General features: G+C 36.6%; 22 protein-coding genes and 1 pseudogene. 13 read left to right on the forward strand and 10 right to left on the reverse strand.

Annotated elements, in window-relative coordinates:
• Position 1: 1 nt before the first annotated feature.
• Complete coding sequence (locus QQJ93_RS00645; RefSeq protein ID WP_089124647.1) at positions 2 to 688, forward strand: CatB-related O-acetyltransferase; 687 nt, start codon at positions 2 to 4, stop codon at positions 686 to 688.
• Here the strand turns inward: QQJ93_RS00645 and QQJ93_RS00650 are convergent.
• The 6 genes from QQJ93_RS00650 to lpxM form a co-directional block, all read right to left on the reverse strand.
• Positions 675 to 1553, reverse strand: coding sequence for a hypothetical protein (locus tag QQJ93_RS00650; RefSeq protein ID WP_089124646.1), 879 nt, complete (start codon positions 1551 to 1553; stop codon positions 675 to 677). The two genes, QQJ93_RS00645 and QQJ93_RS00650, sit on opposite strands and share 14 nt — an antisense overlap.
• Entirely contained in the window at positions 1540 to 2811 is a 1272-nt protein-coding gene (gene waaA / locus QQJ93_RS00655) for a lipid IV(A) 3-deoxy-D-manno-octulosonic acid transferase (RefSeq protein WP_089124645.1), read from the reverse strand. Before waaA ends, QQJ93_RS00650 begins: the two co-directional genes overlap by 14 nt.
• Before the next feature lie 9 nt (positions 2812 to 2820).
• Entirely contained in the window at positions 2821 to 3852 is a 1032-nt protein-coding gene (gene waaF, locus QQJ93_RS00660) for a lipopolysaccharide heptosyltransferase II (RefSeq protein WP_089124644.1), read from the reverse strand.
• Positions 3853 to 3864: 12 nt separating this feature from the next.
• On the reverse strand, positions 3865 to 4953 hold the full coding sequence (locus tag QQJ93_RS00665) for a glycosyltransferase family 9 protein (protein ID WP_089124643.1): 1089 nt from the start codon (positions 4951 to 4953) through the stop codon (positions 3865 to 3867).
• Between the two features lie 19 nt (positions 4954 to 4972).
• Positions 4973 to 6064 carry a glycosyltransferase family 4 protein gene (locus tag QQJ93_RS00670; RefSeq protein WP_089124642.1) on the reverse strand — a complete coding sequence of 364 codons (1092 nt, stop codon included), beginning with the start codon at positions 6062 to 6064 and terminating at the stop codon, positions 4973 to 4975.
• An 83-nt stretch (positions 6065 to 6147) separates the two neighbouring features.
• Positions 6148 to 7104, reverse strand: coding sequence for a lauroyl-Kdo(2)-lipid IV(A) myristoyltransferase (gene lpxM, locus QQJ93_RS00675; RefSeq protein ID WP_089124641.1), 957 nt, complete (start codon positions 7102 to 7104; stop codon positions 6148 to 6150).
• Positions 7105 to 7349: 245 nt separating this feature from the next.
• Here lpxM and QQJ93_RS00680 point away from each other — a divergent pair, with 245 nt between their 5' ends.
• Positions 7350 to 8429, forward strand: coding sequence for a glycosyltransferase (locus tag QQJ93_RS00680; RefSeq protein WP_089124640.1), 1080 nt, complete (start codon positions 7350 to 7352; stop codon positions 8427 to 8429).
• Here QQJ93_RS00680 and QQJ93_RS00685 read toward each other — a convergent pair.
• The 4 genes and pseudogenes from QQJ93_RS00685 to QQJ93_RS00700 form a co-directional block, all read right to left on the reverse strand.
• A complete protein-coding gene (locus tag QQJ93_RS00685) occupies positions 8393 to 9538 on the reverse strand; it encodes an O-antigen ligase family protein (RefSeq protein ID WP_160117491.1) in 1146 nt (381 codons plus the stop codon). The genes QQJ93_RS00680 and QQJ93_RS00685 overlap by 37 nt on opposite strands.
• A 179-nt stretch (positions 9539 to 9717) precedes the next feature.
• Positions 9718 to 10662 (reverse strand): ADP-glyceromanno-heptose 6-epimerase, encoded by a 945-nt coding sequence (gene rfaD, locus QQJ93_RS00690; RefSeq protein ID WP_089124638.1) that lies wholly within the window; start codon positions 10660 to 10662, stop codon positions 9718 to 9720.
• A gap of 158 nt (positions 10663 to 10820) precedes the next feature.
• Complete coding sequence (locus QQJ93_RS00695; RefSeq protein ID WP_089124637.1) at positions 10821 to 11180, reverse strand: four helix bundle protein; 360 nt, start codon at positions 11178 to 11180, stop codon at positions 10821 to 10823.
• A gap of 178 nt (positions 11181 to 11358) precedes the next feature.
• Positions 11359 to 12864, reverse strand: a pseudogene (locus QQJ93_RS00700) (MBL fold metallo-hydrolase RNA specificity domain-containing protein).
• Positions 12865 to 13153: 289 nt separating this feature from the next.
• Between QQJ93_RS00700 and QQJ93_RS00705 the strand changes: the two are divergent.
• From QQJ93_RS00705 to QQJ93_RS00755, 11 genes are all read left to right on the forward strand, one after another.
• Positions 13154 to 14338 carry an LPS O-antigen chain length determinant protein WzzB gene (locus tag QQJ93_RS00705; RefSeq protein WP_089124634.1) on the forward strand — a complete coding sequence of 395 codons (1185 nt, stop codon included), beginning with the start codon at positions 13154 to 13156 and terminating at the stop codon, positions 14336 to 14338.
• 362 nt (positions 14339 to 14700) lie between these two features.
• Positions 14701 to 15762 carry a UDP-N-acetylglucosamine--undecaprenyl-phosphate N-acetylglucosaminephosphotransferase gene (gene wecA, locus QQJ93_RS00710; RefSeq protein WP_089124633.1) on the forward strand — a complete coding sequence of 354 codons (1062 nt, stop codon included), beginning with the start codon at positions 14701 to 14703 and terminating at the stop codon, positions 15760 to 15762.
• Positions 15763 to 15972: 210 nt separating this feature from the next.
• Positions 15973 to 17244, forward strand: coding sequence for a flippase (locus QQJ93_RS00715; RefSeq protein WP_145981758.1), 1272 nt, complete (start codon positions 15973 to 15975; stop codon positions 17242 to 17244).
• Positions 17245 to 17262: 18 nt separating this feature from the next.
• Positions 17263 to 18360, forward strand: coding sequence for a nitroreductase family protein (locus QQJ93_RS00720; protein ID WP_089124631.1), 1098 nt, complete (start codon positions 17263 to 17265; stop codon positions 18358 to 18360).
• A 3-nt stretch (positions 18361 to 18363) separates the two neighbouring features.
• Positions 18364 to 19536 carry a polysaccharide pyruvyl transferase family protein gene (locus QQJ93_RS00725; protein WP_089124630.1) on the forward strand — a complete coding sequence of 391 codons (1173 nt, stop codon included), beginning with the start codon at positions 18364 to 18366 and terminating at the stop codon, positions 19534 to 19536.
• On the forward strand, positions 19533 to 20594 hold the full coding sequence (gene rfbB, locus QQJ93_RS00730; protein ID WP_089124629.1) for a dTDP-glucose 4,6-dehydratase: 1062 nt from the start codon (positions 19533 to 19535) through the stop codon (positions 20592 to 20594). The genes QQJ93_RS00725 and rfbB overlap by 4 nt, the downstream gene beginning before the upstream one ends.
• Position 20595: 1 nt before the next feature.
• The gene (gene rfbA, locus QQJ93_RS00735) at positions 20596 to 21465 is read left to right on the forward strand and encodes a glucose-1-phosphate thymidylyltransferase RfbA (RefSeq protein WP_089124628.1); all 870 of its coding nucleotides are present in this window, start codon (positions 20596 to 20598) and stop codon (positions 21463 to 21465) included.
• 2 nt (positions 21466 to 21467) lie between these two features.
• The gene (gene rfbD, locus QQJ93_RS00740; protein ID WP_089124627.1) at positions 21468 to 22346 is read left to right on the forward strand and encodes a dTDP-4-dehydrorhamnose reductase; all 879 of its coding nucleotides are present in this window, start codon (positions 21468 to 21470) and stop codon (positions 22344 to 22346) included.
• Positions 22347 to 22907: a dTDP-4-dehydrorhamnose 3,5-epimerase gene (gene rfbC, locus QQJ93_RS00745; RefSeq protein ID WP_089124626.1), complete on the forward strand. Its 561-nt coding sequence runs from the start codon at positions 22347 to 22349 to the stop codon at positions 22905 to 22907.
• Positions 22897 to 23769, forward strand: coding sequence for a glycosyltransferase family 2 protein (locus QQJ93_RS00750; RefSeq protein ID WP_089124625.1), 873 nt, complete (start codon positions 22897 to 22899; stop codon positions 23767 to 23769). Before rfbC ends, QQJ93_RS00750 begins: the two co-directional genes overlap by 11 nt.
• Positions 23766 to 24671: a glycosyltransferase gene (locus tag QQJ93_RS00755; protein ID WP_089124624.1), complete on the forward strand. Its 906-nt coding sequence runs from the start codon at positions 23766 to 23768 to the stop codon at positions 24669 to 24671. Before QQJ93_RS00750 ends, QQJ93_RS00755 begins: the two co-directional genes overlap by 4 nt.

The following is a 24671-nucleotide window of genomic DNA, read 5'->3' on the forward strand; positions in this document are numbered from 1 at the left end:
TATGCATTTAAATTGGTTCGACAAAATACTACTAAACTATTGTGGTAAATATCTCGCAAAAAAAAGGGTTGATGAAAATTCATTTCAGCCACATAAGCAAATAGTAGTAATTATCCTTAGAGGTATTTTTAGTGAAAAAAAGAAAAGGTTAGCCAATCTGTATATAAGTGAGCGATTTTTTGGTTTTCGTGTTGGAAAATACAGTAAGGGTTATGAGCAATTTTGGAGTGTTAGGCAAAATGGCCTTCGATTGCTAGATAGTATTGGTGCATTTTGTTCATTTGCCCCCAATGTTATGATAGCTGCCGGAAACCATCCGATAAAATTCAAATCTACACATGCATTTTTATATCGAAAGAATGATGGATTTATTCTTGAAAATAAAGACATAAAGCCGTTTTGTAATAATGAAAAAGTAAAAATAGGAAATGATGTATGGGTAGGGACTAATGTGACTATCTTACCTGGAGTCAATATAGGGGATGGTGCCATAATTGCTGCTGGTGCAGTTGTTATTAACGATATCCCCCCATACTCAATTGTAGGAGGAGTCCCCGCAAAAGTTATCAAGTATAGGTTCTCTCCCGAAAAAATAGCATTCTTGGTTTCCGAGAAGTGGTGGAACTGGAGTGATGAAAAAATAAAAAATAATGTTGAGTTAATGTATGATGAGTCTAATTGGTATTAGCTTTTTCATAAATATCACTATATTTGATTACGTTATAAGGTAGTTTGCTAATCGGTGAGCAGTTAAATAATGAGATTTTTTTACTTTCATAGCATTTTCTAGCTAGTATCATGAACGGTAATATCTTAGTTTCGTAATCTTTCAATAGTCCGCTTTTCAGTTTATTGGTTTTTGTTTCGTAGAATCTAGGCTCTTTAGAATTATTGATATCTAAGCCTAGCAAATATACCGTTTTAGGTGAAAGGTGAAAGGCTAGTTGTATTGCTACAGACATTACAGTTCCTCCATCAAAAATACCATGATTAAGGCTTTTTGAAAAATAGCTTTTCTCATCGTTAAAAAAATTTAAATTATTACCTTTTGATATTTTAAATATGGTTATTTTATGTTTTTTTAATAGTGAAATGTCTCTTTCTGCGATGGCACAAGCAGATCCTAAGTTAAGAAATAGATGACATGGTTCTTTTATGTCTCTAATTAAATCAAATCGGTTTCTTACAAATGTCGCATCCATGATGATTAAGCAAAGCACCGGGAGTTTGTTTTCTGTTGCAATGTTGATGGCACCATTTAAAAATATATTCCCCTTATCTTTTAATAGGGACTTGTCTAAATCATTGACGGATGGTCCTGAACCAATAATGTTTATTTCTGAGTATGTTTCTTTTGATAAAAAGTCATTTATAGGAACAGTTTTTATTTCCTTTCCTTTAAATGTAAGAATATCATCAATATAGCGCATATCTGGCCAATAATCCGAGGTTTCTTTCATTTCTTTAGGTTTTGTTAACTTAAAAAACTGCTTAATTATCTTTCTTCTGATAATTATTTTTTTATTATTAAGTTTCGATTTAAATGACTTCATTTATTAAATCCACCGTTCTTTTAATAGCGCCTTTATTTTTTTCGATAAACAGTTTTGAGTTTACTCCTAATTCATAGGCGATATCATTTGAAATCATCCAGTCTAGTTTTTCATATATTTCATAAGGCTTTTCTATTATGAATAAAGATTTTTGATTTTTTAAGCTATTTGTCATATCAGAGAAATTATAATAGCTAGGTCCAATAATGATTGGTTTTGCTAAAGCGGCTGGTTCCAGAACATTATGCCCTCCAACCTTATCTCCAATCAAGCTGCCTCCCATAAAGCAAACATCACTAGCGGCAAGCAGTATTATCATTTCTCCCATAGTATCAGCTAAGTAAACTTGAGTGTCTTTAAATGATCTATGAGATTCATCGGTGCGACGATGAGTAATAAATCCACTAGAAATAGTTAATTGGTATACATCGTTAAATCGTTCAGGATGGCGTGGTACTAATATTAATAGTGCTTCAGGGTGTTTTTTTAATAATGATTTATGAGCATCAAGCAATTGCTCATCTTCTCCTTGGTGTGTGCTAGCAGCAATCCATATTGGTCGGCTTTTACCTAACTGTGAGCGTAACTGAGCCCCAAACTCTAAAGATTCTTTTGACACTGTTATATCAAACTTTAGGCTGCCAGTTATTTTTACTCGATCAGAACCAACACCTAAACGGATAAATCGTTCTGCATCATCTTGATGTTGGCATAACACCTGGTTTAGATTTTTAGATAACAAATTGAAAATGGATTGAAATTTGTTATAACGCACCGCAGAACGTTCCGATAAGCGGGCGTTAATCACAGTAATAGGGCAGCCAGATTGAGCCACATAGTGCAGAGTATTTGGCCATAACTCGGTTTCCATTATCAGCATAGCTTGAGGTCGGATTTTCTTTATAAAGCCTTTCACCGCAAATGGTAAATCAATCGGCATATAACGATGCTCTGCTATATCAGTTAGCCTATATGCTTGTTCTGCACCAGTACTTGTCGTCGTGGTAATAACAATAGGAGTGTTGGGATATTTTTGCTTAAGTGCTCGAATAAATGGCGTTGCTGCAATAGTTTCTCCTACCGAAACAGTGTGAATCCAAATAGGGCGTTGTGATTGATTCTCTAAAGCAGGCGTAAAGCCAAAATGCTCTTTCCAACGAGCACCAAAACGAGGTTTGCCTGGTTTCTTTTTATATAAAGTCAGTAATAAAACCGGAGATAATAAAAAGAGCAATAAAGTATAGAAATAACGAATCACAAACACACCTTACAAGGTTTTATATGCATCAAGCACACGCTGGGGAGCGAGATCTTTTAAGCATTTTAAATGTCCGAGTGGGCACTCACGCTTAAAACATGGTCGGCATTCAATGTTGGTATGAACAATGGCCAGCTTTTTTGCTAATGGCGGAGTATATTGAGGGGAGGTCGAACCATAGACTCCGATAACTTTACAATCAACCGCTGCTGCAACATGCATTAAACCAGAGTCATTACTGATCACTGTTTCACATGCGCCCAGTAAGTCGACCGCTTCAATTAAACTTGTTTTGCCAGCAAGATCAAAACTATATTGTTGATTTTCAGCTGTGATTGCTTGCTTGATAGCAGCGGTTGTTGGTTGATCTTTAGGTGAGCCAAATAACCAGATTTGTTTGCCATCATTAATCATTTGTTCAGCTACTGCAGCATAGTGCTCTACTGGCCATTGCTTTGCTGGGCCAAATTCAGCCCCTGGGCACAAACCGATAATACTTCTATTTTGGTTTAGTTCAAACTTCTCGATGGTATTTTTTTGAGTGAAAGCATCAATATGAAGCTTAGGTTTCGGTAGGTCCTCTAGCCCAGGCAGTGAGGAGGAATCAACCATATTTTGTTTTGGATGAGCTAATGCAACATAGCGTTCAATCATATATTGAAAAGATTTTTTATTAGGACGCAGGTCGTTTAGCAAGCCATAGCGCATTTCACCTTTCCAACCCGTACGAACTGGGATACCGGCAAACCAAGGGATTAAAGCTGATTTTGCTGAATTAGGTAATACAAAAGCATGAGTATAATCTTGATGTTTAAGCTCTTTTCCTAATGCACGACGGCCTAGTATATTGAACTCACCATGACCAAGCGGCATTTCAATAGCTCGATGGACTTCAGGCATTCGCTCTAGAATTGGTTTACACCAAGCTGGGGCTAATACATCAATTAAAGCTTCAGGGTGTTGTTGTTTTAACGTAATGTATAATGATTGCGACATCACCATATCGCCCACCCAAGAAGGGCCGATGATTAGAATTCTCATAAAGTAATCCAGTTATTTTTGTAAAAGTTTTAGGCGTTTTTCTTTTAAGTCTTGCCATTTGAAATCATAAACATAGACGCGATCGTTACTATCTTTTGCCTTCGGGTTTAATAGCAATTCATATTGTGATGATAAAGGGTGCCATTCTTTTAAATTTTTAGGATCATCGGCGTAAATTGCTAGTGTCGGTGTATTTAAGGCACTAGCCATATGAACAACCGATGTATCTGGAGTAAAGCATAGATCAACCTCAGAGAGTAATTTTAATGTTAACTCAAGTGAAGGAGTGTCAGAGATAAGCGAAAGTCTATCGTGATTGATTTGCTTAACGATGCTTTTTAATACAGGGACTTTATCAGGAACAGGCATCAGGTAAAGATGATCATTTGAAAATTCTGTTAACCAATAGGTAAGTAGCTTAATGGCTTCTGCTTCAGAGAATTGGCGGTATTTACTTGAGCCAAAAAGGTTGATCGCAATATTGTGAGAGTTTGACAGAGTCGGTAAGGCTACTTGCTCTCTAAATGGAATGACTGGAATCGTCACATCTGTCAATTGCGCATCTCGACAAAACAGCTGAGCTGCCGTTAAATAGCGGTTTTTAAAATGAACCGCATTTGAGTCAATATTAATATTAAAAATTGGGTGGGATGATTTGTTATAGCCAATATTAATTGGTGCACCGATCTGATGTAGAGCGGTCAATTCTTTAAAGTCAAAGCTGCTGCCCAGCTCGATAACAGCATCGAACCTTCCTTGGTACTGCTTGAAATTGAGTGCGGTTTTTTGGCTTCTTTTATCACATAAAAGGATTTCACAATGAGTCGCTTTTTTTACCCAATCAGCACACAATTTAGGTGAAATAAGGGTGATTTTGATATCTGGTCGGTATTGTTGTAAGGCTTGAATAAAAACACCACACATAATGGCATCACCGAGTTTGTTATCCCAGCGTAATATGGCGATAGAGCGAACATTTGCAATGTTAGGTGGATTTCCAGCAAGAGGATCCTTATCGTACTTTTGTGAAATACGATGCAGTTTCCAGGCTTTAATTTTGTTCCTAATGGCACGATTTTGGGCTTTAAGAGTTTTTATCATTATAGAAAAACGCCATTATTCATTGTTGGAGTAAGGTTTGAAAAAAATGGATATGTTGTTGAGCTGTTTTTTGAACTGAAAATTCACTAATCATTCGCTGCTGAGCAAGTAATCCCATTTTTTGACGATTTTCTTTTGACGTGCACAATAAACGTATTTTGTCTGCAATAGCATTACTATTATTAACCGGAACGACATAACCAGATTCACCATTAATGAGCAATTCTTTGCTGCCACCAGTGGTAGTTACTATAGAAGGAATAGCCATTGCCATTGCCTCTATTATGGTTTTAGGTAAACCTTCTCCACTAATTGAAGGTTGAATTTGCATATCACTAGTCGCTAGAATTTCTGGGACGTCTTTTCGGTAACCTAGAAAATGAATACGCTCTTCCATACCACTGGCTTTTGCTAGAGCTAGATTGGCTTCAGTATCCATATTACGGCCAATGAGTAAAATATGTAATTTTTCGATATCAGATAGCTCGGATGCGCTTTCTAATAAAACATGAATCCCTTTACTTGGGCGGGCATTGGCTATGCAAGTGGCAACAATTGCATCACTCGGAAGGTTTAGCTTTAAACGAGGAATAGCTCTCGCTTGGTACCAAGCGAGATCGTGCCCTTTATAGATAGTTTCGACCTTATCTGAGTCAATCCAAACATGTTTTTTCACATCATCGGTTACGGCTTGAGCGACACAACTAATTCCATCAACACGTGGGTGTAAGTGGGTTAAGTAAGCACTAGGATCATGTCGATACAAGCCTCCCACGGTACCTCGATAAGTGACCATTCTGGTCTTTTTAAAACCTATACATGCAAATGCAGCATTAGGAATCGTTTTAGAGTTCATAGCATAAACGATATCGTAATGAGTTGAAGATAACTCTTTACGTAGAGTTTTAATGGTTCGGTAGCATACTTTTCTTGTTGGGTAGCAATCGATGATTTTGATGCCATTTTCTTTAAAGCGAGAAATGTACTTAGCATATCCTTGTGTAACAATTGTCACATTATGCCCTAACTTGGTCATCTCAATGAACATTTCTGCTTCAGGACGAACACTATTCCATGAATCTTTATAGGAACTGAAAATCAGAATATTCATTGAGTTAAAAACCTTTGACTGTTGAGCATATAAAATATTTTAAAGCAGATAAAGATATCACTAATGCACTAATGATATTTATTTTACTTATAAGGGTTTTTTCCATCTTTTGGCCGAGTTTTTAACAGGCGAAGAATCCACATATATTGTTCCGGGCGAGCGTTGACATAACTTTCGATGCATTCATTCATCATTCGAGCATCGCTATATTCATCACCTGTTGGAAAAGGGAGTGCAGGATAAACATCCAGTTCAAACTGACCAGTTTCACTATTGAACATAGCGAATAAAGGAACTATTTTCGCTTTACTCAGTTTAGATAATCGCCCTAACCCAGAAATAGTGGCCTTTTGGGTAGCAAAGAAATCAACAAAAACGCTATGCTCTTTGCCAAGATCTTCATCAGGCAAGTAGTAGCCTAAATAGTTGTCCTTTCTAATAGATTTAATAAAAGGTTTGATACCAGCGCTTCTATCGTAGACTCGACCACCGTACTGCACTCGCTGTTTATGCATCAACCAATCAGCCAAAAGATTTTTTTGGCTTTTCGCCATAGCGGATACTGGGAAGCCTCTAGAGGCAAATAAAACGGCAGGTATATCAATTGCCCAGGTATGGGGTACGAGTAATATCACTTTTTCATCGGCATCAAGAACCTCTTGAATGTTACCAAACCCACGAATTGTTGTATGACGTTCAAGCCAGTTTTTATTACGAAGGCTTAATGAGGCAAAATTCATCATGAACATCACTGAAGTGAGATACATTTGGGCAAGGATACTTTCTCGTTCTTTTTCTGTTTTTTCTGGGAAGCACATTGCTAAATTAATACGAGCTCGTTTGGCTGCCCCTGATTTTAACCTGATGGCAATTGAGGTTAAGCCTTTAGCTATACAGGACTGAATACATTTAGGTAAACAGCTGGTTAAGCAAATAACAAAAATACCTAGCCAAGTTGACCAGTATTTGGGGGCCAAAAAGTTAAGTTGAAACTGAGGGTTATAGGCAATTTCATCAAAATCATTGCGTTGTTGAGTCATGTAATTAATTACCACCAGTTCACTTTGTTGAGAGTCAATATGACACTCGAATTATTTTAATTAACCTAGATTTTGGTACTTAGCGATTAGCCATGCAGGTTAAATGCTTCGAAATAACATCATGAACAAATTGTAAGTCACCGCTGGATGTAAGACAATCACAAAGTCTGTTTTAAAACAAAGCTAAACAGATACTGATTGATTAAAATACTTCTTAACTAAGCCCGTTATACAAAGAGTAACTAATGAAAATAAAATTTCTGATACGTGATTTGAAAGTTGAAGGCGTTCAGGTTGTGACTTTGAGGATGGCTAAGTTACTGGTAGATCATGGACATGATGTAGAGGTGGTGACCTTATTTGAAGATATCCAGTTGCCACTTGATGGAACGGTCCCTATTTACACTTTAGCAATACAGAAATCTGATAATTCAAAAGAAAAGAATAAATTAATTAATCAGGCATTTTTGAATTGGTATCACTCATCGCCTTCTTTTGATTTTTTGATCGCCTCACATAGTGAAACGATTAAGCTGATTTCCAAGTTCAATGATCCACGATTAATCTCTTACATTCATAATTCCGATGAATATTCATATTTGTCAAGAAATATATTTAAGCAATATAAATATCGATTTAAATTAAAAAGAAAATTGAAAAATAAACACGTTTTTTGTGTTTCAGACCGTATTAATCAGTTTGTAAAAAAATGTTGTGGTGAGCAAAACCTTCGTTCAATACATACTATTTATAACCCTTTTGATTTTGATAGCATCCAGAAAAAGTCTAAAGAATCGATACTAGAACCTTGTCCTGATAACTATATTATTTTTGTTGGAAGAATTGAAAAGCAAAAACGCTTGGATCGTTTAGTTAATGCATTTTCTTTATTGAATAATTCTAATATGCAGTTGATGATTTTAGGTGAAGGTGATTTAAAAGCTGATATTCAACGACAAGTGAATAAATTAGGTTTACAAAAACAAGTATTTTTCCATGATTTTGTTGAAAATCCATACCCTTGGATTCGTAAAGCTCGCCTTTTAGCATTAACTTCTGATTTTGAAGGATTACCTACAGTTTTAATTGAAGCTTTATCTATTGGAACGCCTGTGGTGAGTGTTGATTGTCCTTCTGGGCCGAGTGAAATTCTGACTGGTGAATTATCTAAATACTTGATCAACTCTTATGATGAACAAGTGATTGCTCATAAAATTCAACAAGTGTTAGAAGACTCTAAAGAGCAAATTTCAGAGTCAGGTTATTTGCCTTTTTCTAATCAACAGGTTTACCAACGATTGTTATCAACATTTAATTCATTATAGCTTTTAGCAAAAGAGTCTGACTTTGTGTTACTAGAGAATAAAAGCAGTAGCATGAAAAAGTAGGTAATACTTAGATGAGAAAATGGTACATCTGTTAAGCCACAAATAAAAATCACAATAACATAAACACTCGAAAGTGAATATATGGTGACTTTTCTTTGTTTAAGTAAAAAAACAAAAAATATTCCTAAAAATAAAACTAACCCTATTAAGCCATTTTTCACAGCCATATCGATAAACTGATTATGGTAATGCATAGGATTAAAATACATTATATTTTTAGTTATAATTCCTTGCTCAAAGTGCTTTTTAAATTCTGGACGAAAGTTCTTACTGCCTATACCAATGAAAGGGTGTTCGAGCAAGGTATGAGTACCACTATTCCAGATTTGAAATCTAATACCAATAGAAGTATTTAAGTTACCTTTTTGAATTTGGTGTATTTCATACTGAGTTTGATGATATCGATTTATGAAGGTATTTTTCAGCAATATACCAATTAGAATGGTTGACAGGGTAAAAAGTAATATCGAGATAGTAATCAAAGCTTTCGATCTTGATATTAATAATTTTATTACAATCAGCACTGCGATAATAGCTAGCGCTAGAGCAACTCCTCGAGTGTCGGTGAGCAGCATACCTGTGATAGAAACAATAGAGGCCATCAAGCATAATATTTTTAAATAAACAGATTGTATTTTGATAGCATAGTAAATTTGAGTAATCGCCGCTACCATGCAGTAGGTTGCAAATGGAATAGGGTTCATTAATTTTGCATCAACAACTAGCCGGTTAACATTAACTAGGTAAGCATTTTGATAAATAAGATAGCCTAAACCAATGGCATTGAGGAGTAGTGCGACTACTATCCATCGGTTATTGAACAAGTGTAAAGGGAATAAATAATAATATAGGGTGAGTAGACCAAGGGTTCGAATCAGTCCTTCATCTGCACCATGATATGCTTGTAGTAGAGCCAAATAAACTACGAAAGAGAGTATAGCAGTGGAGGTATACAGTTGTTGGCGAGTCTTATATACCCAAGACCAGGCTTGTTTTTTATATAAAATGAGAAGAGAGACGACTGCTATCACCATTAATTTGGTCATAATAGAACGGCCACCTTCAACTAAGCAAAGGCCGGTTCCTAACCATATAAAGGGTAAATAAATAAGTATATTTAGTAACTTTAGTGTGTAACTTTTAAGGTAAGAAGGCATACAACTCTACAGAAATTAACGAGTAATCATAATGCATTACTCGTGGTTAATATTTTTTATTCTTTTAGTTACTTATTGATTTCTGCCAAGTACTCAGCGACACCTTCCGCCACCGTTTTAAACTCAACATCACAACCTGCTGCGCGTAAGTTATCTAAATTGGCTTGTGTGTATTCTTGATAAGCACCTTTTAAGTGCTCAGGAAAAGGAATCGACTCGATAGTACCTTTACCGTGATGTTTTACGACGGCTTCTGCAACAGCACGGAAAGGTTCGGCTTTGCCAGTACCACAGTTGAAAATGCCAGACACACCGTTTTCCATAAACCAAAGGTTCACTTTACAAGCATCACCCACGTAGATGAAGTCACGTCTGAACTCATCGCTACCTTCAAAGAGTTTGGCATTTTCGCCAGCAAGTAATTGATTATTTAAATGGAAAGCCACAGAAGCCATGCTACCTTTGTGTTGTTCGCGAGGGCCGTAAACATTGAAATAACGGAAGCCAGTAATTTGTGAGAGCTTTTCACCATGAGCTTCAGCATCAGCCCATAGGCGACGCACGTAGTTATCAAATTGTTGTTTAGAATAGCCGTAAACGTTTAGCGCACCTTCGTATTCACGTTCTTCAATAAATTCTTTGTCTTGTGAGCCATAAGTTGCAGCAGAAGAGGCATAAAGGAATGGAATTTGACGCTCAACGCAGTAGTGAAGCAATTCTTTTGAATATTCGTAATTGTTGAGCATCATGTATTTGCCATCCCACTCAGTAGTGGCAGAACAAGCGCCTTCGTGGAAAACAGCGTCAATTGGGCCAAAATCATCACCAGCCATAATTTGAGTCAGGAAGTCATCTCGATCCATATAGTCAGTGATATCAAGGTCGACTAAATTTACGAATTTCTTACCGTTTTTAAGGTTGTCGACCACAAGAATGTCGTTATAACCAGCTTGATTTAATGCTTTAACAATGTTGCTGCCAATCATGCCAGCACCGCCAGTAACGATAATCATATTCACTTCCTAAAGGTTTGAAACAAAGACTCGTGGAGTATAACAGAAGATTGATTAGGAGAGGAAATGGTAAAGATAAGAACAGTTGCGAGTAGCGTGTGTCGTGTTACGAGAAAAAGAAAATGCCGATACCGATCTGTTATAGATTCGAATTATATCTAAACACTATTTAGTTTTGTAGCTCGTAAACTTTTAATTAAAGAACCTAGCATTCGTCCTATATGATCACACTCTCGCTTGAGGGACTCAGCGTTTTCATGGGGAAGGTATCTGATTTTCTGGCCGATAATGATCTGAGTTTTTAATTCACCAACAGAGCCCTTTGCAATAGATAGGAAATTGATGGTTTCCTTTATATGTATTCGTTCACATCCCTCTGCGATATTGCTAGGTATAGATACGGCACTTCTACATATTTGATCTTTAAAACCAAAATCCTTATTAGTTTTCATTAGTTGATAAATATGACAACTAAGATTGATACTAAGTTTCCAGACTTTCAGATCTTCATATTTCATAATTAGGAGGCACTTTTATTGACATAATAAATTGAGAAAACATAATCCTTAACGCAACACGCAACACGCAACACGCAACACGCAACACGCAACACGCAACACGCAACACGCAACACGCAACACGCAACACGCAACACGCAACACGCAACACGCAACACGCAACACGCAACACGCAACACTAAATCACAACCGTTGCCTCACTTTGGTGTGCTATAATTTCAGCAAACTCAGCCTTAACCTGCGGCTCCCCATGAATCAAATGAATCAAATGAATCTGCTTAATGTCCGAGTCGATCCCATCAATGAACGCCAGCAAATCTTCCCGATCCGCATGGGCTGAATAACCCGACATAGAATGAATGTGAGCCTTTACTTCTACTTGATCGCCATCAATTTCAACATAACTGTGTCCATCTTGCAGCTCTCGACCTAGTGTACCTTGAGCTTGATAGCCCGCTAGAATGACATCAGTGCGTTTATCGGGAAGTAGTGCTTCTAAATAATTCATAATCCGACCACCATTACACATACCACTGGCAGCTACTACAATCGCGGGTTCATTAGTTGAAGCAAGGCGGTTTACTAATCTCATATGATCTTTATGAGAATCAACGGTTACAAACTGTTCAAAAGCTAAGGGATGGCGCTTTCTACCAATAGCCAAACCTTGTTGCGCTTCCTTGTCCCAAAGTTCTTGAAATTTCATATATTGGTCGGTGACTTCGATAGCCAATGGTGAATCCAGAATAATCGGTAGTTGCTGCCAATAATCGTCGTCGGTTGATTCCGTTTCAATGCTATGTTCGATAAGTCGCTCAATATTAAACAACAACTCCTGAGTTCGGCCCACACTAAACGCCGGAATAAGAATAACGCCACCATCTCTTAATGCTTTTTCTACAATCGTTTCTAAGCGCCGAGAGCGAGTCGCAATATCATCGTGTTGCTTATTGCCATAGGTAGTTTCAATTACTAAATAATCAGCACGTTTCGGCGAAATAGGATCGGGCAGCAGAGGCGTATTACGCGGGCCTAAGTCACCAGAGAACACGATCACTTCATCATTTGGTAGCGTGATTTCAATATAAGCCGAACCAAGAATATGCCCAGCAGGTTGGAAACGGATAGAAAGACTGTTGCGTGTTTCGAGTAACGTGTCTCGAGTAGAAAATAAAGCCTTTTAGGCTTTTGCACCTGCTTTTTTGTTTTTGTCTTTTTGCTTTTCCTCGCAACACGGAGCGAAGCGATCACGCAACTCGATACTTTGTCTTTTTCCGTATTCCAAAGGCACAATCAACTTTTTGATATGATTAAGTACTTTTTCACGCTGTTTTTGATTTAAACCTAGCTGCAATTTCAATCCATCATCTAACATTAGAGGAATGAGTTCGGCAGTTGCTTGGGTGCAATAAATCGGTTTATTAAATCCGGCTGCCAGTAACCAAGGTAGGCGACCAATATGATCAATGTGCGCATGAATAATAAGTAAAGCGTCAATATGGTCGATTGGAAACTCAATCGGAAGTGGTTGACTATCTTTACCTTGGAATAAGCCGCAATCGACGAGCAGACTTAGGCCTCCTATTCGCAATTCATGGCAAGAGCCGGTTACCGTATCTTTTGCGCCATGGTGGATAAGATAATAGTCATGCTGATCATGAAGTTGGAATAATTTTGAAGTCATGCTGATAATCACTCATTAATGGAAAATGAGAATACAGAATAACGTGTACAATGTGTAAAGTTCGCGCAACCAACCATGCTTTCGATGTAGTTAACTGTTTTTATTTATAAATGTTATGTATGTATCACAACTAAGAACGCGGTATTGACTAAGATTTGTCCTCACTAAGCTCGCGAAAGTGTGAGCTTAGTGGTAGAATCCGCGCACATTTTTTACTTTCTTTTTGGAATAACGCCTTGGGGATGCGTCTAACCTCTGGGCGGTAGCGTATCAATTTTCAGGAGTTCATGTGAGCCAGCCACAGTCACCTTCTTCACCGTCGCAGCATCAATCTGCGCAGCAACCGCAATTGCCGCAGCATCAATCTGCGCAGCAACCGCAATTGCCGCCGCATTATTACTATCAACAACCGCAAGATGATGAGATCGATTTACGCCAATTGTTTGCTGCGTTATGGCAAGGAAAGTGGATTATTATTGCTTGCACGATTATTTGTACTGTACTAGCGATCGCTTATGCATTAACAGCAAAAGAGCAGTGGTCATCAACCGCTAAAATATCAAAACCACAACTTAGTGATTACAGTGAATATCAAAATCAGGTTATGCAATTCCAACCGATTTTTGATGTGTACCAAGAAGACGGTACGATCTTAATCAGTAAAGCGTTAGATAAACTGGCAGATGAAGAAAAACTTTATGACTTATTCATTGATGAATTTAACTCTTCAAGTAACAAGAAAGCTTTTTTAGAAAATTCAGTAGTATTCCAAAAAAATAAAGCATTATTAGAAAACCCTGAAAATGAAGATGCTTTACGTAGGCTTTACAGTAATTGGTATCAGATGCTTACTATCAAACCTGAAGACTCTAAGCGAATCGATGGCGCTTATATTATTACTGTGAGTGCAGAAACATCACAGGATAGCTTTAACATGCTTAATAACTATATTTCATTTGTAGATGCAAAAGTTCACAACAAAACATTAAATAACTTAGCTGCGATGATTAAATCTAAAAAATATGAGTTAAAGCAGCAATTAGTCATGTTAAGTAAGCAAGCAGAACAACGTTTGTTGGTAGAAAAAGAGCGTAGTGAATATGCATTAAGTATTGCACAAGCAGCTGGCGTAGCTAAACCACTACAAAATTTTGGTGAAAAAGAAATTTTTGCCATCAACTTAGGCTCTGATGCCATTAAAGCTAAACTCGATGCGCTTACTAAGGTAAAAAATCTTAGTGTTATTGAGCCACGATTAGAGCAGTTAAACTCCAAGTTGCAACAAATTGAGCAACTTGGAATTGATAATAATGTGAAGTTTTTAGCTTACCGTTATCTAGATCAACCTGAAAGAGAAATTTCTAGGGATAAGCCGAAGAGAGCTTTAATTGCGTTACTGAGCTTATTGCTTGGTGGTATGATTGGTTGTGGGTTAGTATTGGTACGATTTTTATTTAATAAAGAAAAGTTTTAATTGATAAGAGAGAAGTCTTTTAAAGGGGTTTAATTGTTGGTTGAACCAATATATTAAGTGTCTAATGTAAGATTTAAAAGTAAATGATTAGAGGGAATTGTTATTTGCTATTGTATGAATTAGGTGTTTGGAGTTGTTTCAGCAAGAGCGATGATTATGTTTGTGTTTTTAAATTATTCAATATTTAAATGTTTAAATGTATTATATGAGTGTGTAAATTAATGGGATGAGGTTCTAAGTCTGTTGTCCTGTAGTATTCATATGGGTAACCGGTTTTTTAATTGTTGAAATTTGTATTTAATATAATAATTGTCATTTTACATCACTAGATTTTTCAATGAGTTCTATTACTAAGGTTTTTCATGTCATATATCATTGAGTTGATTTTTACTTTTTTTATCTCATTATCAATTCTTTTTATTTTAAGAAAATGGGCAAAAAAAATCGACTTGGTCGATAAACCTAACGCACGCAAGCTACACGATGGAGCAATTCCTTTGGTAGGAGGTATATCGATAACGGTTACTTTTTTATATTTTTTATTTAATAACGCTACGCTTCTTTATCAAGTCGAGCTCTATGCTCTGTCAGTTCTTATTTTAGTCTTTGTTGGCGTCTTAGATGATAAGTATGATATTAGTTTTAAGTTACGTTTTGCTGTACAAGCACTACTATCTGTAGTGGTGATGCAAGTTGCTAATCTACATTTACATACTATAGGTAATGTTTTTGGTTTTGGTAACGTTGATTTAGGTATCTTGGGGCATGTGATTACGGTGCTTGCTGTTATTGGAGCTATTAATGCTTTCAATATGGTGGACGGAATAGATGGCCTTTTAGGTGGCTTGTCAATAGTCACTTTTGGTGGGCTTGGTTTTATGTTGTTGCACGATGGACAGAATAAACTTTCTTATCTTTGTTTGGTGTTGGTTGTCATTATCCTGCCTTACATATTGCTTAATTTAGGTGTTTTTGGCCGAAAACGCAAAATATTTATGGGAGATGCGGGCAGTATGGTGATTGGTTTTACTGTAATTTGGTTTTTGTTAGTTGCCAGTCAAAATGGAACAAAGCCTCCACTTAGGCCCGTTACGGCTTTATGGTTAATAGCTGTGCCACTAATCGATATGGCAGCTATTATGATTCGACGCATTCGCAGAGGAAGTTCACCGTTTAAACCTGATCGAGAACATCTACATCATATATTCCAGAGGTTAGGCTTAAATTCACATTATACTCTTTGTATTATTTGTTTGATTGCTATTTTATTTGCAGCTTTTGGGATTTATGGTGAAATTATTGGTATTCCTGAGTATGTCATGTTTTACTTATTTATCATATGTTTTGTTATATATACTTTATTGCTTTCTAATGTTTGGAAAATAACAACGAAATTTCGTGGCTTTAAGAGTAACTCTAAATGATGAAAATATTAGGTATGAGGTGTCTATATCTAAAATATGCTATTTTCAGACTGTCATTAAGTAGTTTTATTTTTAAGGGAGTTATCTTCTGAAAAGGTATTAATATTTCAGTTTTCTATTTTAGATGTTGGAGTTAAAGCTTAAAGGAAACTCCTTTAGCTATAGTTAATTTTCATTTATCTTTTTATTATAATTAATTTGGAATTGAAATTGTCTGCAAAAAAAAGCGTCATATGGTTATTGTTTGAGAAAGTGTTCGTGTTGGGGGCATCTTTTCTTGTAACTGCACTATTAGCAAGGCATTTGTTACCTAGTGCCTTTGGTCAGTATAACTATCTCATCTCGATAGTGACATTACTAGGTCCTTTTACTGCATTTGGTCTCAACAGTATTATAACTCGTGAATTACTTAATCGAAAACAAGATACAGTTACTATTCTCGGCAGTTCACTGAGTATACGATTGACAATTTCATTAATTCTTATTGGTACAATGTATCTTGCTTCTAGTGTATTCATTGATCCAAATTTTCAAACTGAATTTCTCTTACTATTGTTTGCTAATTTCTTTACCTCTTTTGGTGTGTTTGAGTTTTGGGTTAATGCAGAAATGTTGAACCAATTAGCTGCCAAAATTCGCACGGTTATTCGGTTAACTTTCTCCGCAATTAAATTAGTCGGCATTTATTTAGATAACAATCTTGACTTTTTTATTATCGTCTTTGCGCTAGAGTTAGCGACATTATCTTTATCCATGTATTTTATTTATTTAGTAAAGAGAAAAAGTAGGGAATCGTTAAAATTTTGTAAGACAGAGTCTACAAGATTGATTAAACAATCATGGATGTTATTGTTATCTGGTATTGCTGCTGTAGTTTATTTGAAAATTGATCAGATAATGCTTGGATATTTGGTTAATGATTCAGCTGTGGGTATTTATTCCGTTGCCGCACGTTTATCCGAAGTTTGGTATTTTGTTCCAGTGGCAATCGTTACATCTTATTTCCCATCTCTACTTAATAACAAGAATCTAAGCAAAATATCTTATCAAAATTCATTACAGAAATTGTGTGATCTTCTTTTTGGTTTGGCTTTTATCTTGGCATTGGTAATTACTTTGTTCTCCAACTCTATTGTCAATATTGCCTTCGGTAGTAATTATGCAGACTCTTCATCAGTATTAGTTGTCCATATTTGGGCCGGTGTATTTATCTTTATGCGAGCTTTAGTCAGCAAATGGATACTTGTTGAGAACCTCCTTAAGTTTTCATTTATCACACAATTCGCAGGAGCTGTAATCAACGTTGCCATAAACTGGATTTTGATACCTCTTTATGGACCTGTTGGGGCCGCACTTGCAACTCTTATAAGCTATGCGTGTGCATCTTTTTTTGTTTTTCTTGCCTTTAAGCAGACAAGGCCCATAGCTATTATAATGATTAATTCCATGGTTTATCCAATAAGATTTTTGAAATTTAAGTAATTTTATACTGAGAACGAAATGAAAATTATTTTGAAGAGAGCGCTGCCTCAAGATTTGAGATCGAGTGTTAAAACATACCTTAACAGAATTAACTTTAAGATTGCAAAGTGTTGTTCAAAATCTGCTTTTCTCTCGTCAGCTTACTACTTTCTGTTTAACAAGAGTTTTAGACGTGAAAATCAAAGCGTACTGAATGGACGCTTACAATATGAGAGTGCAATACAAGATAGTAATAAATCGAATGTCTTATTAAGGCGTAACATTCATCGTATTGAAAAAGGTTTGATAATGAGACCTAGGAGATCTGTTTTTGGATTGGGTTTCATTGAAGAGACAGTTCACGCTTATGTAAAAGAAGTAGAAGTAAACAAGGTTTCTCATCAAGAATTGAAGTGGGCGACAGATGTTTTATCTGAGTACTTTGAAACCATTGATATTGGCACTTCAAAGTTGGTTGATGAATTAAGAAGAAAGTATGAGAAAGCCATTAAAGATACTGTAATTAGTTTTGAACATGATATTTATCAACCTAACAAGGGTAGTTACTCTCCATACTTCAGAGAGGATAACGAGACATCAGGGGTTTCATACAATCAGTTACTTATGCTTTTTAAGCAGAGGCGATCGGTAAGATGGTTTCAACAAACCCCTGTGCCTGAAGAAATAATAAATAAAGCGATAAGAGCCGCTAGCTTGGCTCCCAGTGCTTGTAATAGGCAGCCTTTTAAGTTTTATACAACTACAGATAAAAAAGTTGCCAAAGAGGTTGGTGCTATTCCTATGGGAACTGCAGGATTCTCGAGTAACTTTCAGAGTGTTATAGTAGTTACGGGTGATCTTTCATGCTACCCCTATGAAAGAGATCGTCACGTAATATATATAGATGCCTCATTAGCTAGTATGCAATTAGTATTAGCTTTAGAGACTATGGAGGTCAGTTCTTGTATCGTAAACTGGCCGGATATAGAGCATTTGGAACAGAAAATGGAAGACCGCCTCGGTTTGTCTAAACATATTAGACCTATAATGTTGATTGCTGTTGGTTATGCAGATAAAAGTGGCAAAATTCCTTTCTCTCAAAAGAAAGGCATAGATTTGTTGAAACAGGATATTTAGTAAATGATAATTGAATTGAAGGGCGTCGAGTTCGAGAACAAAGGTGCTGAACTAATGCTTAGGGTTATTATTGAGCGGGTAGAGCGCTATTGGCCAGAAGCAGAGATAGCTATGCTTCCTACTGTAAATGCGAGTTATCAACAACGAGCTAGTATTGGTGCATGGCAAAAGTTTAGTTTCCGTAAACTTTATTTTGATCTGAACGAACTTACGTATATGTTCCCAAATAGTGTTAAGCGACTCTTGAGAAAATGGGGGGTAGTGACGGAAGCTGATATAGATGTAGTGATTGATGCATCGGGCTTTGCATACTCAGATCAATGGTCCCCAAAAATCACTGTTCGCCATTTAGCCGGTGAAATTAACCGTTACGCAAAGCATGGTAAACCATATATTTTTATGCCTCAAGCCATGGGGCCATTCAGTCAAGAAAAGGTGAGAAAACAAATTCGTGACAGTTTTCCCAAGGCGGCTTTGGTTTGCGCTCGAGAGTCTCAAACTTATGAGTACTTATCTGAAATTTTTGGTGAGACAGATAATCTTAAGATCTATGGTGATTTTACCAATGCAATTTCTGGCAAGATCCCAGAGGATATTCCTAGAGTCAATGCAGCTTGTATTATAGTAAACAAGAATATGGTGAGTAAAAAGAATTCTGTGAAGGGGTGGGCTGAAAACTATGAGCGTATTGTGAAGCAAATCATCGGACTTTATAAAAAATGTGGCCTTTCGCCATATTTCTTGAACCATGAAGGTCCTGATGATCGTGCTCTTATCGATAAAATCAATGCTCAATTAGAGATTCCTTTACCAGTACTTGAATATTCAGATCCGTTAGAGGTGAAAGGCGCTATTTCACAAGCCTCTGCAGTATTTTGTTCTCGTTTTCATGGTTGTATTAGTGCGTTGTCAAACGGAATCCCTTGCTTGGGAACTAGTTGGAGTCATAAGTATAATTGCTTGTATGATTCTTATAGTGCACAAGATTTGTTGCTGTCACCTGATATGAGTAATGAAGAGCTTAAGAAAATTGTTGAATATTCTATTCTTTCAGAAAGCTGTTTGAAATCCAAAGTTACTGATTGCGCACAAAAGTTTAAGTTAGAAACAGAAAACCTCTGGGAATTGATCGTTGAGGTTGTTGAGTGTTATCAATCGAATAAAGGGAAAAAATGAAGATTCTTGTAACCGGTGGTGCAGGGTTTATAGGCTCGGCACTGATTCGATACGTTATCGGAGAGACCAACGACTCTGTGGTTAATGTAGATAAGCTCACTTATGCTGGTAATTTAGAGTCGTTAGCAGATATTGAAAATAGTGACCGCTACGTATTCGAAAAGGTAGATATCTGCGATCGTGCAGAATTAGATCGAGTCTTTGAACAACACAAGCCTGATGCTGTGATGCACTTAGCCGCAGAATCTCATGTTGATAGGTCTATTGATAGTCCTATGTCGTTTATTGAAACTAACATTCTAGGCACATATACCCTTCTGGAAGCATCACGTTGCTATTGTGCTAGATTGTCAGATAAGTCTAAGTTCCGATTCCATCATATTTCTACTGATGAAGTATATGGAGACCTCGAAGATACAAATATGTTATTTAATGAAGAAACTCGCTATGAGCCTTCCAGTCCTTATTCAGCATCAAAAGCTTCCAGTGATCATTTGGTAAGAGCTTGGAACAGAACCTTTAGTTTGCCAACAATAGTTACGAACTGTTCGAACAACTATGGGCCTTATCATTTTCCTGAGAAATTGATTCCATTAATGATCTTAAACGCTTTAGATGGGAAGGATTTACCTGTTTACGGTAATGGACTTCAGATCCGAGATTGGTTGTATGTAGAAGATCATGCTCGTGCTCTTTATTGTGTTATTACAAAGGGTGAGGTTGGAGAAACTTATAACGTTGGTGGACATAACGAAAAAGCCAATATTGAGGTTGTAAAAATTATTTGCCAACTACTTGACGAGTTAGTGCCTGAAAAGCCAAAGGGTGTTGAGAAGTACGCTGATCTTATTGTTCATGTTGCCGATCGACCAGGTCATGATGTTCGTTATGCTATAGATGCAGGGAAGATCGAACGAGATCTTGGTTGGAAACCTGAAGAAACGTTTGAGTCAGGAATAAAAAAAACTGTTGAGTGGTTTTTACAAAATAAAGCTTGGTGGTCTCGTGTCTTAGATGGCTCTTATGCTGGTGAGCGACTAGGTACTGGGAAGCAATAATATGAAAGGAATAGTTTTAGCTGGAGGTGCGGGAACCCGCTTGTACCCTATTACTAGAGGGGTGTCAAAACAATTGTTACCTCTTTACGATAAACCTATGATTTATTATCCAATCTCTGTATTAATGTTGGCCGACATTCGAGATATATTGCTCATAACCACTCCAGAAGATCAGTCAAGCTTTCAGCGCTTGCTCGGTGATGGTAAAGACTTTGGCATTAATCTTAAATATGAGGTCCAACCGAATCCCGAAGGGTTAGCACAAGCTTTTGTCATCGGTGAGAAGTTTATTGGTGATGACAAGTGTTGTTTGATTTTAGGGGATAATATTTTCTATGGACAGAGATTTACTGAAGCATTGAAAGAGGCCTCAGTTAGAGAAAATGGCGCTACAGTGTTCGGCTACCAAGTCAAAGATCCTGAGCGCTTTGGTGTTGTTGAGTTTGATAAAAACATGAAGGCGATTTCTATTGAGGAGAAACCACTCGAACCTAAGTCAAATTATGCAGTCACTGGTCTGTATTTTTATGATAATAGAGTTGTTGATTTTGCTAGAAAAGTGAAACCGTCTGAGCGTGGTGAACTAGAAATAACAGCCCTTAATGATATGTATCTCCAAGATAATACTCTTAATGTTGAATTGCTTGGAAGAGGGTTTGCGTGGCTTGATACTGGTACTCATGAAAGCCTTCACGAGGCTTCTTCATTTGTTCAAACCATTGAGCATGTGCAGGGTCTCAAAGTGGCTTGTTTAGAAGAAATTGCATATCGAAATGGTTGGCTAACTAAAGAACAGCTGTTGGAATTAGCGAAGCCTATGATGAAAAATGACTACGGGCAATATTTAAAACGAATTGCTGAAGAGGATTAGAAGTGAGAGTTTTATTGATAGGTGCCAATGGACAAGTTGGCAAAAGCTTGGTTCAGAAACTTGAAGGAAAATGTGATCTGAATGCACTTGATCGATATAAGCTGGATGTAACAGATAAGGATAAAGTTATTTCTCTTGTTTCACTGTATAAACCCGATGTGGTTATTAATGCATCTGCCTACAACGCAGTTGATAAAGCTGAAGATGAAATAGATGTCGCATTTAGTGTCAATAAGATGGGACCAGCATACCTTGCGGAAGCGAGTGATTTGGTGGGGGCAATATTTTTTCATATATCAACGGACTATGTTTTTGATGGAACTTCTAAATCGCCTTATAAGGAAACGGACTTACCAGTTCCATTAGGAGTGTATGGGAAAAGTAAGTTAGCCGGTGAGGCCGCCGCTCTAAAACTAAATCGAAAGACTTTTATACTGCGTACGTCTTGGGTTTTTAGTGAGTACGGAAATAATTTTCTTAAAACCATTCTTCGAGCCGCAAAGACTAGAGATTCTTTATCGGTAGTAGCGGATCAAGTCGGTAGTCCTACTTATGCTGGAGATATTGCTGATGCAATTATTACGATGGTAAATTCTGTGTTGCATAGTGAAGACCTGAACATTTTTGGTATTTATCATTTCTCTGGGGAGCCTTATGTTAGTTGGGCGCAATTTGCCAAATCAATTTTTAATATGGCAGAGAAACAGAGGATATTAGGGCACATTTCAGTACTAGACATTACGTCGGCAGAATATCCCACTAAAGCCACTCGCCCAATGAACTCAAAATTATGCTGTGAAAAGATTCAATCTATATTTGGTATAAAAGCTAGCCAATGGAAAGAAGAGCTACAGACCCTAGAGAAGTATTTGGACTATTAAATGAAAGTTATCGATACCAAAATTGCTGATGTGAAAATTATCGAGCCTGCTATCTTCGGTGATGAGCGTGGCTTTTTCATGGAAACTTGGCAACAGAGTAAGTTTGAAGAGTTGGTAACCGGTCGAGCAACGAATTTTGTTCAAGATAATCATTCAAAATCTAAAAAAGGTATTTTACGAGGCCTACATATTCAAGTTGAAAATACTCAAGGTAAGTTAGTAAGAGTTACATCGGGTGAAGTATTTGATGTGGCTGTCGATTTAAGAAAAGAGTCTGTAACATTTGGTCAATGGGTAGGGGTATATTTGTCTTCAGAAAATAAGCGTCAACTCTGGATCCCAGAGGGGTTCGCTCATGGTTTTCTTGTTATTTCAGAAGAAGCTGAATTTGTTTATAAATGCACCGATTACTACAATCCACACGCTGAAATTACGATTGCTTGGGATGATAATACTTTAGATATAGACTGGCCTATAGGAGGTTCTGCTCCAATATTATCAGGTAAAGATCAAGTAGGGATTTCTATTAAACAATTTATAGAGTTGGAATATGAATGCTAATTGTACTGAAACTTTAGTAAGTGTTTATATTACAACACATAATCGCGGAGTGAAATTAAAGCGAGCGATTGACTCGGTGTTAAATCAAACGTATCAGAATATTGAAATAATAGTCTCAGATGATGGTTCGAGTGATGGTACGAAGGAATTGATGGAGCAGCTTGTCAAGCAATACTCTAATCTTCGCTTTATTAGAAGTGACGTTCCAAAGGGAGCAAATCATGCTAGAAACTTGGCAATTAAAAGAGCGAAAGGTGAATTTATAACAGGCTTGGATGATGATGATGAGTTTTTGGAGTGTCGTGTACAAAGGTTTGTTGAGTCTTGGGACGATCATTATGCGTTTTTATGCGATAATTTTCTAGAAATCTCCGAGGATGGCTCATGCTCTCAATTTTATAAATCAGATCAGCCTAAGGTAATTACTTTAAAGCAGTTACTTTTAGAAAACATTTGCTCAAATCAAATTTTCACCAAGTTAGAATACCTACGAAGTATTGGTGGTTTTGATGAGTCTCTGAAAAAATATCAAGATTGGGATTGTTGGATTCGTTTGTCAAATAAGATGGGAAATGGTTTAAGACTTAGTAACAAATCTTATATAATGTATCATGATCAATTAGTGCGAGTTTCTAATAATCAATCTCATCAAATAGCCCTTATGGCTCTAATGAAATCAAATAAGAGTGTGTATCTTGATACTTTTTCAGCCTCATTTGTAGATTACTTATTCAAGAAAAGCGACTTTAGATTTGATACAATCGGAATGTTGTCTTGTCGCAATTTTCATGAGTTGAAGTTCGCATTGAGAAAAAGTTGTATACTTTCTTGGATAAAGAGAAAAATTAAGGGGTTGGTTTGATTAAAAAGGTAGCCATTTTATTGTCCACTTATAATGGTGAGCAATATCTAAAAGATGAACTTGACTCTATCTTTAATCAAAAATCTAGCGCTAATATAGACGTTTTTGTGCGAGATGATGGTTCATCGGATGCGACCTTATCTATTCTAGAAGAGTATGAATCTGTTCAAATATTTCCTAGTCCTAATGTAGGTGTTATTAAGAGTTTTTTCGATTTAGTTACTCGTGTTAAGGGCTATGAAGCATATTTCTTTTGTGATCAAGATGATGTTTGGTTAGAAGATAAAGTTGAGAGAGCTTGTCAGTTTTTGTCAACTACTGAGCCTGCGTTATATTCGTCTGCTTTGAAAGTAGTTGATCATGAACTCAATTTCCTTAAGTTGATAAATGAATATTCTAATCTTAACTATGAAAATTCATTAGTAGAAGCCGTTGGTACGGGGTGTACTATGGCATTTAATGATAAATTTCGTACCCTTGCTCTTAAGGTACTAGATAATATTCAAGCCTCAGATGTAATTATGCACGATAGCTTGTTTATTAAAATAGCGTCAATTAACAGAACTGTTATACATAAACATGATGATTATGCAGGTATCCTATATAGACAACACGCGAACAATGTTGTTGGAGCTAAGGTGAATATTTTTTCAAAAGTCAACTCTTTTATCACACACAGATTTGGTTTAGATAATCAAAGAGCAAATATTAAAGAATTTAGAGCAGTACTGCAGCTAACCGAGGATAAGGAAATAAGACAAGAAGCTAATGAATTATTTTATGGGATAAGTTCAAATTTATTCAATAGGCTAAACTATATACGTCGAGTGAACAGGTTCAAAAGAAATAGTTTTATGAATGTTTTATTTTGTTTATATACAATAGCAGGAATTCATAAATAA

Origin of the sequence: Vibrio algivorus, assembly GCF_030161215.1 — a bacterium.
GTDB classification, from domain to species: Bacteria; Pseudomonadota; Gammaproteobacteria; order Enterobacterales; family Vibrionaceae; genus Vibrio; species Vibrio algivorus.